The sequence below is a fragment of the Kitasatospora sp. CB01950 genome, from assembly GCF_001905465.1.
Taxonomy (GTDB): Bacteria; Actinomycetota; Actinomycetes; order Streptomycetales; family Streptomycetaceae; genus Kitasatospora.
On sequence record NZ_LISX01000005.1, the window covers coordinates 148439 to 164006 of the forward strand.

At 74.1% G+C, this 15568-nt stretch carries 14 protein-coding genes; 11 read left to right on the forward strand and 3 right to left on the reverse strand.

Going from position 1 to position 15568, the window contains the following annotated elements:
• The first annotated feature begins 25 nt into the window (after nt 1-25).
• The 4 genes from dacB to AMK19_RS15225 all read left to right on the forward strand — a co-directional run bounded on the left by dacB (nt 26) and on the right by AMK19_RS15225 (nt 5238).
• Nucleotides 26-1606 (forward strand): D-alanyl-D-alanine carboxypeptidase/D-alanyl-D-alanine endopeptidase, encoded by a 1581-nt coding sequence (gene dacB / locus AMK19_RS15210; RefSeq protein WP_158071910.1) that lies wholly within the window; start codon nt 26-28, stop codon nt 1604-1606.
• A gap of 154 nt (nt 1607-1760) precedes the next feature.
• Entirely contained in the window at nt 1761-2453 is a 693-nt protein-coding gene (locus AMK19_RS15215; RefSeq protein WP_073811956.1) for a TetR/AcrR family transcriptional regulator, read from the forward strand.
• The gene (locus AMK19_RS15220) at nt 2450-3790 is read left to right on the forward strand and encodes an MFS transporter (protein ID WP_073811960.1); all 1341 of its coding nucleotides are present in this window, start codon (nt 2450-2452) and stop codon (nt 3788-3790) included. The genes AMK19_RS15215 and AMK19_RS15220 overlap by 4 nt, the downstream gene beginning before the upstream one ends.
• Complete coding sequence (locus tag AMK19_RS15225) at nt 3787-5238, forward strand: pyridoxal phosphate-dependent decarboxylase family protein (RefSeq protein ID WP_073811962.1); 1452 nt, start codon at nt 3787-3789, stop codon at nt 5236-5238. Before AMK19_RS15220 ends, AMK19_RS15225 begins: the two co-directional genes overlap by 4 nt.
• A gap of 69 nt (nt 5239-5307) precedes the next feature.
• On the opposite strand, the gene AMK19_RS15230 is transcribed toward AMK19_RS15225, so the two are convergent.
• Entirely contained in the window at nt 5308-6030 is a 723-nt protein-coding gene (locus AMK19_RS15230; RefSeq protein ID WP_073811964.1) for a TetR/AcrR family transcriptional regulator, read from the reverse strand.
• A gap of 136 nt (nt 6031-6166) precedes the next feature.
• On the opposite strand from AMK19_RS15230, the gene AMK19_RS15235 reads away from it, so the two are divergent.
• The 6 genes from AMK19_RS15235 to AMK19_RS15260 all read left to right on the forward strand — a co-directional run bounded on the left by AMK19_RS15235 (nt 6167) and on the right by AMK19_RS15260 (nt 12302).
• Nucleotides 6167-7711, forward strand: coding sequence for an MFS transporter (locus tag AMK19_RS15235; protein WP_073811967.1), 1545 nt, complete (start codon nt 6167-6169; stop codon nt 7709-7711).
• A gap of 239 nt (nt 7712-7950) precedes the next feature.
• A complete protein-coding gene (locus AMK19_RS15240; protein ID WP_073811970.1) occupies nt 7951-8241 on the forward strand; it encodes a type VII secretion target in 291 nt (96 codons plus the stop codon).
• 2 nt (nt 8242-8243) lie between these two features.
• On the forward strand, nt 8244-9998 hold the full coding sequence (locus AMK19_RS15245; protein ID WP_073811972.1) for an alpha/beta hydrolase: 1755 nt from the start codon (nt 8244-8246) through the stop codon (nt 9996-9998).
• The gene (locus tag AMK19_RS15250) at nt 9995-10504 is read left to right on the forward strand and encodes a hypothetical protein (RefSeq protein WP_073811974.1); all 510 of its coding nucleotides are present in this window, start codon (nt 9995-9997) and stop codon (nt 10502-10504) included. Before AMK19_RS15245 ends, AMK19_RS15250 begins: the two co-directional genes overlap by 4 nt.
• 5 nt (nt 10505-10509) lie before the next feature.
• A complete protein-coding gene (locus AMK19_RS15255; protein WP_143200225.1) occupies nt 10510-11079 on the forward strand; it encodes a hypothetical protein in 570 nt (189 codons plus the stop codon).
• A 314-nt stretch (nt 11080-11393) separates the two neighbouring features.
• The gene (locus tag AMK19_RS15260; protein WP_073811979.1) at nt 11394-12302 is read left to right on the forward strand and encodes an ABC transporter substrate-binding protein; all 909 of its coding nucleotides are present in this window, start codon (nt 11394-11396) and stop codon (nt 12300-12302) included.
• Between the two features lie 13 nt (nt 12303-12315).
• Here the strand turns inward: AMK19_RS15260 and AMK19_RS15265 are convergent, their stop codons facing one another.
• Together AMK19_RS15265 and AMK19_RS15270 are read right to left on the reverse strand one after the other, a co-directional pair.
• Nucleotides 12316-13470 (reverse strand): PP2C family protein-serine/threonine phosphatase, encoded by a 1155-nt coding sequence (locus tag AMK19_RS15265; RefSeq protein WP_073811982.1) that lies wholly within the window; start codon nt 13468-13470, stop codon nt 12316-12318.
• Between the two features lie 177 nt (nt 13471-13647).
• Nucleotides 13648-14868 carry a cytochrome P450 gene (locus tag AMK19_RS15270; RefSeq protein WP_073811984.1) on the reverse strand — a complete coding sequence of 407 codons (1221 nt, stop codon included), beginning with the start codon at nt 14866-14868 and terminating at the stop codon, nt 13648-13650.
• A gap of 200 nt (nt 14869-15068) precedes the next feature.
• On the opposite strand from AMK19_RS15270, the gene AMK19_RS15275 reads away from it, so the two are divergent.
• Nucleotides 15069-15428, forward strand: a complete 360-nt coding sequence (locus AMK19_RS15275) for an arsenate reductase family protein (protein ID WP_073811985.1) — start codon at nt 15069-15071, stop codon at nt 15426-15428.
• Nucleotides 15429-15568 lie beyond the last annotated feature (140 nt).

Below are 15568 nucleotides of genomic sequence, written 5' to 3' on the forward strand. Positions count from 1 at the left end.
GCCGATCCGCACCCTGGAGCCACCCGTGTCCGCACGCCCGTTCCGCCGCAGTCTGCCGCTCGCGGCCGCGGTCCTCGCCGCCTCCCTGATCGCCGTCTCGGCGCAGGCCGACGACCCGGCGCCGGCCGATGCCACACTGACCGCCGATCTCAACACGCTGCTCGCCGACCCCCGGCTGGCCAACGCCCAGGCCGGCGTCGAGGTGCTGGACGCCACCACCGGCGAGGTGCTGTACGCCCGGCAGCCGCAGGCGCTGTTCACCCCGGCGTCCACCCTGAAGACCGTGACCTCGACCGCGGCGCTCGACCTGCTGGGCGCGGACTACCGGTTCACCACCGAGGTCCGCACCGTCGGCAAGACCTACGGCGACACCCTGGTCGGCGACCTGGTGCTGAAGGGCGGCGGCGACCCGAGCCTGCTGGCGCAGGACCTCGACGACCTGGCGGCGAAGGTCGCGGCGACCGGCGTCACCACCGTCACCGGCCGGGTGCTGGCCGACAGCAGCCGCTACGACTCGACGCCGCTCGGCCCGGGCTGGGCCTGGGACGACGAGGCGTACTCGTACAGCCCGCAGATATCCGGGCTGACCGTCGCCAACGACGCCGAGTACATGATGGACACCGTCCGGGTGACGGTCACTCCGGGCGCGGCGGGCGAGAACGCCAAGGTGACGCTGAACCCGGCCGAGGCGCCGATGAAGTTCACCGGCACGGTCGCCACCGGCGCGGCCGGCAGCGGTTCGAGCGTCGGCGTGGACCGCCGCCACGGCAGCAACGACGTGGCGCTGTCCGGCAGCATCCCGAGCGGCGGCGCGCCGGTCACCTCCTGGCTGACGGTCGACAACCCCGGCACGTACGCCGGCCAGGTGTTCGCGGGCGCGCTGGCCAAGCACGGCGTGAAGGTGGTGCGCGGGGTGCAGGCGGCCGCCGGGTCGGAGACCTCGCAGCCGCTCGCCGAGCACAGCTCGAAGACCCTCGCCGAGCTGATCGTCCCGATGCTGAAGATCAGCAACAACGGCATCGCCGAGCACCTGACCAAGGAGATCGGCAAGGTCAAGGGCGGCCGCGGCGACTGGGCGACCGGCATCAACCAGGTCAACGCCTTCCTGAAGGCGAACAACATCACCGGCCCGACCACCCGCCAGGTGGACGGCTCCGGCCTGTCCCGCTACGACCTGACCACCCCCGCGAAGATGGCGGACCTGCTGAAGGTCGCGCAGACCAAGCCGTGGTTCGACGCCTGGTACAACGCGCTGCCGGTGGCGGGCAACCCGGACCGGATGGTCGGCGGCACCCTGGCCGCCCGGATGCGCGGCACCAAGGCCGAGAACAACGTGCACGCCAAGAGCGGCTCGATGGGCGGCGTCGACAACCTGCTCGGCTACGCGACCGCGCCCGACGGCCGCAAGCTGGCGTTCGTCGTGATGGTCAACAACTACGCCGGCACCAGCCCGCGTCCGGTGGTCGACGCGATCGCCGTCCGACTGGCCGCCGGGCCCGCCGCCACCGCGCAGCTGAAGTCCAAGTCGCTGGTCGCACCCACCGGTTCGGGCGACAACGCCACCGGCACCCGCTGGGAGGACTGCGAGACGCTGGCGCACTGCTGACGCCTGCCGACTGCTCGTCACCACGGGCCCTGCCGCGCTGCGGTGGGGCCCGTGGGCGTTTCCGGGGCGTTCCGGGAGCCTTCCGCGGGCGGTCGGAAACTCCCTCCATCAAACGCTTGATCGATGGCGGACGGCGCGCGTACGCTCCCCCACCATGAGCCAGCACCGGACGGCCGCCGAGGCGAGCCGGGAACGGATCCTCGCCGCCGCCACCGAGTTGTTCGCCGAGCACGGCTACGACGGCGCCACCACCCGGACGATCGCCGTGACGGCCGGGCTGAACGTCGCCACCGTCGCCTACCACGTCGGCTCCAAGGCCGACCTGTACCGCGAGGTGATGCGCCGTGCCCACGAGGCCGAACGGGCCGCCGTCGACGCCGCGTTGACGGAGTTCGCCCGCACCGCCCCCGACCACCCGGCCCGGGCGGCGGCCGAATTCGCCGACCGGTACCTGGACTTCTGCCTGCAGCAGCCGCACGTGCCCGCGCTGTGGATGCGCCGCTGGATGGCCGACGCCGCCGAGTTCGCCGACCTGGAGGAGCGCTACGCCCGGCCGCTGCTGGAGGCCGTCCGCGACCGACTCGTCGCCGCACTGCCGCAGTTGACGCCGGACCGGGCCGAGCTCGCGGTGTGGACGGTGCTGTGGACCACGCACGGGTTCTGCCGCTCGATGATCCGCGCCCAGGTGCCGCGCTTCCGCGCCCACCTGCGGGCCCTGGTCCTGCGCGAACTCGGCCTGGGCGAACTCGGCCTGGGCGAACTCGGTCCGGGCGAACTCGGCCCGGGCGAACTCGGCCCGGGTGAACGAGGCCTGCGCGAACTCGGCCCGGGCGACGGTGCGTTGTGACGGAACCCCGGATATCCCGGCGGCAGCTCGCCGGATACGCCGTCGGCTCGATCGGCACCGGCATCCACTCCACCGTCCCCGGCCTGCTGCTGCTCTACTTCATGACGGACGCGCTCGGCGTCCCCGCCGGCGTCGCCGGGCTGGTGGTCACCCTGCCGAAGGCCTGGGACGCGCTGTTCAACCCGCTGGTCGGCGCGGCCAGCGACCGGGAGGCGCTGCGCACCGGCCGCCGCACCCGAATCCTGCTGGCCGGCGCCCTCTCGCTGCCGGTCGCGTTCGCCGCGATGTTCCTCGCCCCGCTCACCGGCTCCGGCGCGGCCGCCTGGGTGGCCGGCGCGTTCGTGCTCGCGTCCAGCGCGTTCGCGCTGTTCCAGGTGCCGTACGTGGCGCTGCCCGCCGAGATGTCGGAGCGGCCGGGCGAACGCACCCGGATCATGGTGTGGCGGATCGTCTGCCTGACCCTCGGCATCCTGGTCGCGGGCGGCCTCGCCCCTGCCCTGGTGTCGCTGGCGGGCGGCGGGCGCGGCGGCTACGCCGTGATGGCGGCGGTGGTCGCCGGCCTGCTGCTGGTGACGCTGCTCGTCCCGGCGCTCGGCGCCCGCCGCGTGCCCGCCCGGCCCGGCGCGGAGCCGCTCGGGCTGCCGGCGGCGCTGCGCACCGCGCGCGGGAACCGGGCGTTCTTCGCGCTGCTCGGCGCGTTCGTGCTGCAGGCCGCCGCGGTGGCGATCATGCTGGCGGCCGCGCCGTACGTCGCCACGTACTGGCTGGGCGGGTACGGGCTGACCTCGGTGCTGTTCGTCTGCCTGGTCGCGCCGAGCGCCGTCGCCGTCCCGCTGTGGGGCCGGGCCGCAGCCCGCTGGGGGCGGCTGCGCTGCCTGACCGCCGCGACCGGCCTGTTCGCCGTCGCCTCGGCGGCGCTCTGGCCCGCGGCGCACGGCGGCGTGCCGGTCACGCTGGTGCTGTGCGCGCTGCTCGGCGTCGCCTACGCCGCGCTGCAGGTGCTGCCGCTGTCGCTGCTGCCGGACACCGTGCACGCGGACGCGGCACGCACCGGCCGTCTCCAGTCCGGGGCGTTCACCGGGCTGTGGACCGCCGGGGAGACCGCCGGACTGGCCGCCGGCCCCGGACTGTTCTCGCTGGCGCTGGCCGCCGCCGGGTTCGTCTCCGCCACCACCGACCACCCCGTCGCCCAGACCGACGCCGCCCGGGCCGGAGTGCTGCTCGGCTTCAGCCTGGTGCCGGCCGCGCTGATGCTGCTCTCGCTGCCCGCCCTGCGCGCGTACGGCCGGCGCCGCGCCTCCCGTGCCCCCAACTCGCCGATCGGAGACGAGACATGACCACCGCCCACCCCGGCCTGCCGCCCACCGGACGCCCCGCCGACGAGCTGCTGGCCGAACTGCGCGCGCTGACCGCCGGCGACCTGCCCACCCGGGGCGGGCACACCACCGCGTACACCTACGACGCGGGACGGCCCGAGGTCCGGGAGGCCGCGGAGCGCGCGTACCTGGCGATGCTGGAGGTCAACGGACTCGACCCGACGGCGTTCCCGAGCATCGTCGCGCTGGAACGCCGGGTGGTCGGCGCGGTCGCCGCCCGGCTCGGCGGGGACGACAGCACGCCCGGGATCTTCACCAGCGGCGGCACCGAGTCGATCATGCTCGCAGTGAAGGCCGCGCGGGACATCCGCCCGGAGATCGCCGAGCCCGAGATCGTCGTCCCCGCGACGGCCCACGCCGCGTTCTTCAAGGCCGGACGCTACCTGAAGGTCAAGGTGGTGGCGGTGCCGGTCGACCCGGAGACCTTCCGGGCGGTGCCGGCGACGATGGCGGCCGCGTGCACCGAACGGACGGTGCTGGTGGTCGCCTCCGCGCCCTCGTACGCGCACGGGGTGGTCGACCCGGTCGCGGAGATCGCCGCCGAGGCGGCGCGGCGCGGGCTGCCCTGCCACGTGGACGCCTGCGTCGGCGGCTGGCTGCTCCCGTGGCTCGCCGAAGCGGGCGCAGCCGTACCGGAGTTCGACCTGTCGGTGCCCGGGGTGACGTCGCTCTCCTGCGACCTGCACAAGTTCGGCTACACCCCCAAGGGCGCCTCCGTCCTGCTGTTCCGGGACCGGCCGATGCGGCTCGCCGCGTACTTCGCCTGCGCGCAGTGGCCCGGCTACCCGGTCGTCAACTCCACCGTCCAGAGCAGCAAGGGCGCGGGCCCGCTGGCCGCCGCCTGGGCCACCCTGCAGGCCCTCGGAGCCGACGGCTACCGGGAGTTGGGGCGCGCCGCACTCACCGCGACCCGGCGGCTGATCGCGGGCATCGCCGACATCGACGGGCTGCGGGTGCTCGGCACGCCGGACGCGACGCTGGTCGCGATCGGCGCGGACGACCCCTCGCTCGACCTGTTCGACCTCGCCGACGAGACGCGCGCCCACGGCTGGTTCCTGCAACCCCAGTTGAGCGTCGCCGGCCTGCCCGCCAGCCTGCACCTCACCCTCACCGGCGTCAGCGAACAGGGCGTCGACGACCTCCTCGCCACCCTCCGCACCGCCGTCCCCGCCGTCCGCGAGCGCGGCCCCGCCGCCCCGCCGACCGAACTCCTCGCCCTCCTCGACCAGTTCGACCTCGCCGACCTCGACGACGCGACCTTCGCGGCGCTCCTGCCTGCGGCCGGCTTCGGCCCCTCCCGGATGGCCGGCGTCAACCGGCTGCTCGACGCACTGCCGCCACAGCTGCGCGACCAGCTCGCGACCCGGTTCCTGTCGGTGCTGTACGGGCCCTACCTGGACGCGAGCTGAAACGTCAGGGGCGCGGCGAACTGCGCGAGCAGCCATGCACCGGTCCGCAAGGTCGCGAGCACGTGCAAGTCACTGCCCTGCGTCGCGCCCCAGCAGTTGGGCACCTTCCGATTCGCGCAGTTCCCCGCGCCCCTGGTGGTGAACCAGCACCGCCAGCCCGTCCGCGAGGCGGTGGAGGCCGAATTCGAAGCGGGTCTCCATGCTGGGGTCGGTGAGGTCGTCGGCGAGGGCGACGAGGTTGGGGTAGGTCTCGGCGGGGAGGGTGCGGAAGGTCTCGCCGGCGGCGCGGGCCGCTTCGCCGCGGGTCGCGCCGGCGGCTTCGGCGGCGGAGAGCGGGGACTGTTCCTGGAGGACGAAGCCCTGGACGTACGCGGAGAGCAGGTAGGAGGCCATCGCGGCGTCGGCGTCGCTGAAGCCGGCGGCGCGCAGGCGGTCGAGTTGGTCTTCGAGGATGGCCAGGATGTTGGGGCCGGGGGCGAGGCGGCCCGCGACGACCTTGGCGGCGTCGCGCCGGGACAGCAGCAGGGCGCGGTGGCGGCGTCCGTACTCCAGGAACTGTTCGCGCCAACTGCCTTCGCGGGGCGGCAGTTCGGCGTCCGCGACCAGGGCGTCGCTGAGCAGGTCGAGCAGTTCTTCCTTGTTCCGGACGTGCCAGTACAGCGAGGCGGCCTTGACCCCGACCTCGGCGGCGACCTTGCGCATGGACAGGCCGGCCAGGCCCTCGCGTTCGAGGACGCGCAGTGCGGCGGCGGTCAGGGCCTGGCGGGTGAGCGCGGGGGTGGTCTCGGCCATGCGGGTTCCTCTGATCGGTGCGGTCCGGGTGGTGATCGCGCTTGCAATCTAACACCGTTAGGGCCATCCTGAGGGCTCAAGCAGCCCCTAACACCGTTAGGGGTGATGCGGTGTACCCAGGAGGGGGACGTTCCCGGTGGATGGTTCGGTCGGTTCGCGCCACAAGTGGCAGGCGCTCGCCACGCTCTGCGTCACGATGTTCATGGCGATGCTGGACAACGTCATCGTCAACATCGCCCTCCCCCGGATCGGCCGGGACCTCGACGCGGGCATCAGCGGCCTGCAGTGGGTCGCCGAGGGCTACAGCCTGGTGTACGCGGCGCTGCTGCTCACCGGCGGCACGCTCGGCGACCGGTACGGCCGGACGCGGGTGTTCCGGCTCGGGCTGGCGCTGTTCACCGCGGGCTCGGCGGCCGCCGCGCTGGCCGGCGACATCGGGCTGCTGGTCGCCGCCCGGATGCTGCAGGGCGTCGGCGCGGCGCTGCTGACGCCGGGCAGCCTGGCGATCCTGCGGCAGGTGTTCACGGACGAGAAGGAGCGGGCCCGGGCCATCGGCCTGTGGTCGGGGGTCTCGGCGCTCGGCCTGTCGATCGGGCCGGTGATCGGCGGCCCGATGGTGGACGCGTTCGGCTGGGCCAGCGTGTTCTGGATCAACGTCCCGGTCGGGCTGCTCGCCCTGGTGCTCACCTTCCGGGTGCTGCCGGTGATCGCGCCGCGCGAGCGTCGGATCGACCTGACGGGTCTGGCGCTGTCCGCGGCCGGTCTCGGCGCGCTGGTCTACGGCCTGATCGAGGGCCCCGGCCGCGGCTGGACGGACCCGGTGGTACTGGCCTGCGGGGCGGCCGCGGTCGTCCTGCTGGGCGTCTTCGTGCTGGCCGAACTGCGGGCGGCGGAGCCGATGTTGGAGCTGCGGCTGTTCCGCGACCGGGTGCTCGCGGGGGCGCTGCTGAGCGGGCTGATGGTCAGTTTCGGGATGTTCGGCGCACTGTTCTTCCTGCCGCTGATGCTCCAGGGCGTGATGCGCTGGGCCCCCACCGACGCCGGGTACGCGGGGCTGCCGATGACGGCCGTGATCATGCTGGCCGCGCCGCTGTCCGGACGCCTGACCTCCCGTCACGGAGTACGCCTGCCGCTGGTGCTGGGCATGGCACTGTGCGCGGCGGGCCTCGGCGGGCTGTCGCTGTACGGCGGGCACGCGCACTACTGGTCGTACGTGTGGACGCTGGTGGTGCTCGGCTTCGGCATGGGCCTGACGTTCACGCCGGTGTCGATCGCGGTGCTCCAGCGGGTCAGTCCGGCGCAGACCGGCATGGCCTCGGCCACCATCAACACGCTGCGCGAACTCGGCGGCGTGCTCGGCATCGCGGTCCTCGGCGCGGTCCTCACCAACCGGCTGACCGACTCGCTGACCACCGCCCTGCCGCGCCTCGGCGTGCCCGCCGACGGCGTCCCGCACGCGGTCTCCGCCCTCACCGGCCACGGCGCCGGCCCGGCCGCCGCACCCACCCCGGCACCCGTCCAGGCCGCTGTCGACACCGCCTTCGTCGACGCCCTCCACCTCGCCCTGCGCTGCGGCTCGGCGGCCCTCGCCGTCACCGCCGTGCTGGTCGCCGTCCTGCTGCGCCGCACGACCGTCCGGCAGCCCGCGCCGACCGCCCCGGAGGCCGTGCCGGTCGCGTGACGGCCGGTCGCCCCTGCGCGACACCGGCACGGGGGCGGCGGTTCACCGGATCCGGCAAAGCTCAGCCAAAGAGAACACCAAGTAGGGTGACGGGCGCAGGTCGGGTGGATGTGGTGAACGCCCCTGGGTTCGGGGGCCGGGGTTCGCTAGCATGACCCGCTCAAGTGGTCGGACCGACACCGGTGTTGGGGGATGGCGTGCGCGACGTGGGCCCAGGCGGCAGTGGCGGCGGGTTCCAGGTGGAACCGGACGAGCTGGACGGGGCGGGGCAGACCGCGACGGTCGTCGCCGAGCGGCTGCCGGACGCGACCTCCCGGGTGCTCGGCCCGTCGGACAACGCGGAGGGCGGGCTGCGCGGTTGGCAGACCGGCAGCGAGCTGGACGCCTGCACCACCGCGTGGAAGTCGATGCTCGACCGGCTGTCCGCGGAGCTGGACCAGCAGGGCGGGAAGCTCCGGCAGACCGCCGCCAACTACCGCAACGCCGAGCAGGCCGCGGGCACCATCGTCGCCTCGGCCGGCGGGCGGTGACCATGGACATCCCCACGCTCCGCGACGCGGACCCGCAGCGGCTGTTCGGCGCCGCCGACGCGTACCAGGCCCTCGCCGACGCCGTCTCCGACGACGCCCAGCAGTGGCGGTCCGGGGTCGACGACCGGGTGCGGAACTCCGGGTGGACCGGCGTCGCGGCCGACAACGCCCGCCAGTCGCTGTCCCGGACGAGCGGCAAACTCGCCGCCGCACAGCTGGAGTTGACCCGGATCGCGCCCGTCCTGCGGGAGGGCGCGGAGGCCTTCGTGCTGGCCCAGGCGGACCTGCGCAGGGCGTTGCAGGAGGCGCAGGCCGGCGGCTTCCAGGTCTCCGACGACGGCGGGATCTCCTGGCCGCCGCCGAGCGCCGCCGAGCGGCACGACCCGGACGCCCCGGACCGCGCCCGGCAGGGCACCGACCTGCGCGACCGGATCGGCGAGGCGCTGGCCAAGGCCGCGCACGCCGACCAGGTGACGGCGGATCGGCTGCGCCAGTACACCACCGACGCCCGCACCGGCGCCGGCCTCGACCCGGGCACCGCCGCGATGCGGCTCAACAGCACGCTGCTGAAGGCCTTCACCGGCAGCGAGGACCTGGTGCTGGCCGGCATGCCGGACCAGAACGCCTCGCCGACCGAGGTGAACTCCTGGTGGAAGTCGCTGCCGGCGGACGAGCAGCAGCGCCTGATCGCCTCGCACCCGGACCGGATCGGCAACCGCGACGGCATCCCGACACCGGCCCGCGACCAGGCCAACCGGATCAACCTCGACCGGCTGGTCGATCAGCTGTCGTCCCGGCAGAACCTGTCGGACTGGGACAAGAAGAAGCTGGAAGGCTTCCGCTCGATCCAGCACCGGCTGCAGGACGACCAGGGCAAGCAGCCGCCCGCGTACCTGATGGTGATCGGCGACCAGGGCCAGGGCCGGGCCGCGATCGCGTACGGCAACCCGGACACCGCCGACGACGTGGTGGCGTACGTGCCGGGGCTGAACACCGAGGTCAAGAACATGGGCGGCGGCGACGCCAACCGGGCCCGCGACCTGTGGCAGGCCGCGCACGACACCGACCCGTCCCGCAAGACCGCCTCGATCGCCTGGCTGGGCTACGACACCCCGCAGGCCAAGGGGATCAGCGCGGACGCGCTGGCGGTGGCCGGCGACGACCGCGCCAAGCAGGGCGGCGAGTCGTACCAGGGCTTCCTGCAGGGCCTGCGTGCCTCGCACGAGGGCCGGCCGGCGCACCTGACGGCGCTCGGCCACAGCTACGGCTCGTTCACCGTCGGCCAGGCGGCGCAGCGTCCCGGCGGCATACCGGCGGACGACATCATCCTGGTGGGCTCCCCCGGCACCGGCGCGCAGAAGGCCTCGCAGCTGGGCGTGGACGGTTCGCACGTGTGGGTGGGCGCGGCCGAGCACGACCCGGTGTCGCACCTGCCGAGCCACGCGGAGGCGAAGGGCATCGGCATCGGCGCGGGCATCGGCGGCCTGCTCGGCGGCATACCCGGGGCGGCGCTCGGCGGCTTCATCGGTGACAAGATTGCCGGGCACGGCGACCCGCACGAGCTCTGGTTCGGGCAGGACCCGGCGAGTTCCGAGTTCGGCGCGCAGCGCTTCGACGTGGCGGACGGCCCGAGGGGCTTCCAGTCGCACTCGGACTACTGGAATCAGGGCGACGGCCGGGACGGCCACTCGCTGCGCAACATGGGCATGATCGTCTCCGGTCACGGTGACCGGGTGATCGGACAGGACCGGCGATGAACGACTTCGCGGCACCCCACCCGTCGACCGCCCTGCTGGCCGCGAAGGCCGCGGTGGACGAGCTGCTGGACTCCGCCCCGGCGGCGCTGGACCCGCCCGCCGACTGGGCGGACGGCCCGTACGTGGCGGTGGAGCACGAGCACCCGTACACCCGGGAGCCGGACGGCACCGCGCACCTGGAGAAGCGGCGCTACCTGATGACCCGGCTGTCGGCCGGCCGCTACCCGGAGCTGCTCGCCCAGCTGGGCCGCGCCTGGCAGGCCCGCGGCTGGCAGGTGGACGGCGAGAACGACCCGGTGATGCCCGTGCTGCGGGCCGAATCCCCGCTCGGGACACTGGAGTTGAGGATCGGCGTCCCGGGCAACGCGACGCTGCTGGCGCGGGTCCAGGACGTGCCGCCGAGCGGCACCTCGTACCCGTTCGGCGGCGACTCCACCGTCCCGCTCGGCCCGGACGGCGTGATGGACACCATGCCGCGCCGGCACGACCCGTTCTGGTCGGTGTAGGCCCGATGGGACGCCGGATGGGACGGCGGGCGGCCGTCGCGGCGCTGCTGTTGGCTCCGCTGCTGGCGGGCTGCGGCTCCTCCGGCGCGGCGGCGGACGCCTCGGCGCCGGCCGCGGACCGGGCCCGGGCGCAGCTCCAGGAGCTGGTGGACGGCACCACCTCGGCGCTGACCCCCGCCGTCCGGTTCGCCGACGACGCGCTCCGGGCGGTGCCGCACGAGAACGCCCGCCGGGACAACGACGGCACCGCGCAGTTGACGCTGCGCCGCTACGTGCTGACCAAGGTCGCGGAGGCCAACCGGCCGCGGCTGCTGGAGCAGGTCCGAGCGTACTGGACCGGCCGCGGCTGGACGCTGACCGAGAACTCGGCGGACCTGGTGGGCGCGCGCACCCCGGACGGGACGGGCGTGACGGTCGGCATCGGCGTGCCCGGCAACGTGACGGTCGTCGCCACCGCACGGGTGAAGGACCCGGGCGCCACCGAGCCGTTCGGGCCCGCCCCGAGCCCGCTGCCCACCGGCGCGGACGGGAGCCCGGACACCCTGCCGAGGTTCACCGACCCGGGCTGGTCGTAGCGCGCGTCCGGCCGAATCCGCCGGGCGCGCCCTGGAACGCGTCCGAACCACTCACCCGGCCTCCGACCTGGACGAACCGGCCCGGACCGGGGCTGATCGGGCGTCAGAACGGGTGACATGAACGCCTTTTCCCGGGGCCCTCTGGGTCCGCGTGCCCATGCTGGCTATAGTCGCCCATGATCTAGCCGGAACGGCGGCCGGCCGAGGGGATTTCCCTCGGTATTTGGCATGCCTCCTTCCGGCATGCCTTCATGCCGTCCGGAGCCCCGGGCCGTCGTGTGTTCCGCCGTTGACCACGGGGAGAGACGACGACCATGGCACACACGACCGGGCGGGGGCGCACCGCGCTCGTCGCCGTCATCGGCGGGGCGCTGCTGCTGGGCGGCTGCGGCATCGGGGGCTCCCACGAGAAGCAGGTGGACCTGCACGCGCTGCTGCCGGAATCGGTGCGCAAGGCGGGGGTGCTGACGGTGGGCGCCTCGTTCACCGCCGCGCCGGTGGTCTACCGCAACGACCGCAACGAGCCGGACGGGCTGGACCCGCACCTGGCGGAGAAGCTGGGCGCGGTGCTCGGCGTCCGGCTCGAACTCCAGGACGCCGGGCCGTTCGCGAACGTCCTGCCGGGCCTGCTGAGCCACAAGTACGACATCGCGATGTCCGGCATCACCGACACCCGCGAGCGTGAGGAGGGCCTCGACAAGGACGGCAAGCCGACCGGCCCGGGCGTGGACTTCGTCGACTACTTCATGGCCGGCATCGGCATCGCCGTCGACAAGGGCAACCCGCAGAACATCAGCGACATCGACCACCTGTGCGGTCACACGGCGGTGGTCAAGAAGGGCACCACGCACGACGACCTGGTACAGCGCCAGGTGAAGGTGTGCGAGCACGAGGGGAAGCCGCTGAAGGTGGTCCAGACCGACACCGACACCGCGGCGCTGGAGAAGCTCAAGGGCGCGGCGGACGCATTCGTCACCGACTACCCGAAGGCCAAGTACGCGGCGCAGACCGTCGACAACGGCGCCACCTTCCAGATCGGCGGCCCGCAGATCCAGCCCCGGCCGTTCGGCATCGCGGTGCGCAAGGAGGACGCGGCGCTGCGCGACGTGCTGATGCGGGCGATGAACCGGCTGATCACCGACGGCACCTACGACCAGGTGCTGGCCGACCACGACCTCGGGGTCGGCGCGATCCAGAACTCGGTGATCAACGGCTCGACGTGATCCGTCGCCCCGCTCAGCCCGCCCGCAGGGCCAGCACCGCGACGTCGTCGGTAAGGGTGCCGGCGTGGCGGCGGACGTCCTGGTCGAGGAAGGCGACCAGGGTGTCCGGGTCGGTGATCGGCAGCGTGCCGAGCCGGGCCGCCAGCGGGTAGAACTCGCCGTCGCCGTCCCGGGCCTCGGTGACGCCGTCGGTGTGCAGCAGCAGGCTGTGTCCGGGCGGCAGTTCGACGGCCGTGGGCTCCGGGGCCGGGCCGCAGCCGAGGTGGCCGAGGCCGAGCGGGAGGTCCTCGGCACAGCGGACGGCGGCGGCCGTGCCCGGGGCGACCACCAGCGGCGCGAGGTGGCCGCGGTTGATCACCTCGAACCGGCCGGTGAGCCGGTCGTGCTGGAGCAGCACGGCCGTGACGAAGAGTTCGCCGTCGCCGCGCTGCTCGGCCGCCCGCCGCACCTGGCGGTCGAGTTGGGCGGCGAGTTCGGCGAGGTCGGCGGTCTCGTGGGCGGCGATCCGGAACGCCCCGATCACGTCGGCGACGGTGCGCACCGCCTCCAGGCCCTTGCCGCGCACGTCGCCCAGCAGGATCCGGGTGCCGTGCCGGGTCTCGCACACGTCGTACAGGTCGCCGCCGATGCCGACGTCCGCCTCCGCCGGCCGGTACAGCCCGGCCGCCCGCAGGCCCCCGACCCGGGCGGGGACGGGGTGCAGCACGGTGTGCTGGAGCGTGTCGGCGACGGCCTGCATCCGCACCAGGGCGCAGGCCTGGCGGCGGCGCTGCCGGGCCAGGCCGGCGCCCATGACGCCGGACAGCACGGTGGCCAGGTACGTCCACAGGTGGTGCTGCTCCTGGAAGTGCCCGGCCCGGGTGGCGAGCAGCGCCTGCAGGCCGACGGTGAGAGCGGTGACACAGGCCACCAGGGCCGGACCGCCGCTGAACGCGACGACCACCGGCAGCACCGTCAGCAGGAACCCGGCCGCGACCGAGCGCGGCACCGACTCCTCCAGCGCCAGGTCGGCGACCAGCAGCAGGATCGGCAGGCCGCGCACCCAGGTCGGGGTGCGCAGCGCCTCGGCCATCGCGGCCTCCCAGCGCGCGGTGGCCTGTCGGCCGTGCTGGCCGGGGGCCGCCTCGTCGGGGGCGACGCGGTCGGGTGCGACGGTGGGCGCGGGCATGCTGACCTCCTCGGCGGGCGCCCGGTGCGGGTGCGGGTGCGTGTCCCCTCCATCGTCCCGTGCCATCGGTCGGGACCACCCCTTGCCAAGGTCCCTACCGCTTGGGCCGTTCGGCCCGGTTCGAGCATATTTCAGCCAGTTCGGTGACCTCCGTCACCCCCTCCGTCACACCCGCTGTCACCTTTCGGACCCGAGGGTGACCGGCAGGGTGCGGTAGCCGCGGAGCACCAGCCGTTCGCGGCGGTCGGCCGGCCCGGCGGGGGCCAGCGCGGGGAACCGGCGCAGCAGGGCGGGCAGCGCGGCGGTGGCCTCCAGGCGGGCGAGCTGGGCGCCGAGGCAGTAGTGCGGGCCGCCGCCGAAGCTGAGCGGCTGGCCGTCGCGGCGGTCCGGGTCGAAGCGTCCGGGGTCGGTGAAGCGCCGCGGGTCGCGGTTGGCGGCGCCGATCAGCAGCAGGACGCCGGTGTTGCGCGGAACGGGTCGGCCCGCGACGGCGAGGCCGTCGGTGAGCGCCACCCGGGAGGTCAGCTGGACCGGCGAGTCGAACCGCAGCACCTCGTCCACCAGGGCGGACGGGTCGAGGGTGCCGTCGCGCAGCCGGTCGGCGACGTCGGGGTGCTCGAAGAGCAGCGCGAGGGCGTTGCCGAGCAGGTTGCCGGTGGTCTCGAAACCGGCGACCAGCAGCAGGGACAAGTTGGCGATCAGCTCGGTGTCGGAGAGCCGCTGCGGGTCGGCGTCGGCGGTCGCGACCAGCGCGCTGACCAGGTCGTCCTTCGGGTCGGCGCGTCGGCGGGCGGCCAACTCGGAGAAGTAGCGGGAGAGTTCGACGGCGGCCAGGTCGGAGGCGGCGAGCTCGTCGTCCTCGACCAGGGCCTCCAGGGTGACGGTGAGGTCGGCGGCCAGCGGGCGGAACAGGTGCCGGTCCTCGTCCGGGACGCCGAGCAGTTCGCAGATCACGCCGATCGGCAGCCGGAACGCGAAGGCGTCCAGGAAGTCCAGCGGGGCGTCGCCGTGGTCGGCGAGTTCGTCGAGCAGCCCGTCGACGGCGGCGGTGACGGCCGGGGCCAGGGCGGCGACCCGGCGGGCGGTGAAGACCGAGGAGATCAGCGAGCGCATCCGGGCGTGGTCGGGCGCGTTGCGCTCCAGGATCGACTCCCCGAGCAGGGTCTTGCCCGGGTGGTCGAAGTAGTCGGGCTCGAACTGGGCGCGCAGGGCCGGGTCGATGACGCCGAACGCGGGCGCGCGCAGGATCTCGTCGACCTCCTCGTGGCCGGTGACCGCGACCATGAACTCGTCGGTCTGCACGACCGGACCGAACGCGCGCAGTTGCTCGTACAGCGGGTACGGATCGCGGCGGCCCTCCGGCCCCAGCAGCTCGTTGACGATCGTGGCGACATCCATGCGGTGGCTCCCCTGTTGGGCGGGCCGGTGCCCGCCGGTGGCTGGTCGGTTGCCTGTCGATTGCCTGTCGTTGCTTGTCACTGCTTGTCGTTGCTTGTCGTTGCGTGTCACTGCCTGTCGATTGCCGCAACGGCCGGGCGGCACGCCCGGGTTCCCGCCGGACGGCCGGGCCGCGCGGGCGGTGGGTAGGCTGGCCGGCCATGGAGATCTGGATCAACCCGCGGTGCAGCAAGTGCCGCACCGCCCTGGGCGAACTCGACGCGGCGGGCGCGCAGTACACGGTGCGCCGCTACCTGGAGGAGCCGCCGACGGCCGCCGAACTGACCGAGGTGCTGGGCCGCCTCGGCCTGGAGCCGTGGGACGTGGCCCGGCTGGACGAGTCGGTCGCCAAGGAGCTGGGCCTGCGGACCTGGGGGCGCGAGGACGCCGACCGGGCCCGCTGGGTGGAGGCGATGGCCGCCCACCCGGTGCTGATCCAGCGTCCGATCATCACCGCCGACGACGGGTACACGGTGATCGGCCGCACCGAGGACGCGCTGAAGGACGTGCTCTCGCACTGAGCGCCGGGCGCTGAGCGCTGAGCGCCCGGGCCGGACGACGGGGCGGCCGGGCTGCGGGGCCGGGGTCGGGTGGTGACAGCCCGCTGACAGCGTGCTGTGAGCGGGCCCCGGAAAGCTGGGTCGGACCACCTCCTCCTCCC

Coding starts and splice junctions, on each gene's coding strand:
- AMK19_RS15215 (WP_073811956.1), top strand. CDS start 1,761: ATGAGCCAGCACCGGACGGCCGCCGAGGCGAGCCGGGAACGGATCCTC.
- AMK19_RS15225 (WP_073811962.1), top strand. CDS start 3,787: ATGACCACCGCCCACCCCGGCCTGCCGCCCACCGGACGCCCCGCCGAC.
- AMK19_RS15230 (WP_073811964.1), bottom strand. CDS start 6,030: ATGGCCGAGACCACCCCCGCGCTCACCCGCCAGGCCCTGACCGCCGCC.
- AMK19_RS15245 (WP_073811972.1), top strand. CDS start 8,244: ATGGACATCCCCACGCTCCGCGACGCGGACCCGCAGCGGCTGTTCGGC.
- AMK19_RS15250 (WP_073811974.1), top strand. CDS start 9,995: ATGAACGACTTCGCGGCACCCCACCCGTCGACCGCCCTGCTGGCCGCG.
- AMK19_RS15255 (WP_143200225.1), top strand. CDS start 10,510: ATGGGACGCCGGATGGGACGGCGGGCGGCCGTCGCGGCGCTGCTGTTG.
- AMK19_RS15260 (WP_073811979.1), top strand. CDS start 11,394: ATGGCACACACGACCGGGCGGGGGCGCACCGCGCTCGTCGCCGTCATC.
- AMK19_RS15265 (WP_073811982.1), bottom strand. CDS start 13,470: ATGCCCGCGCCCACCGTCGCACCCGACCGCGTCGCCCCCGACGAGGCG.
- AMK19_RS15270 (WP_073811984.1), bottom strand. CDS start 14,868: ATGGATGTCGCCACGATCGTCAACGAGCTGCTGGGGCCGGAGGGCCGC.
- AMK19_RS15275 (WP_073811985.1), top strand. CDS start 15,069: ATGGAGATCTGGATCAACCCGCGGTGCAGCAAGTGCCGCACCGCCCTG.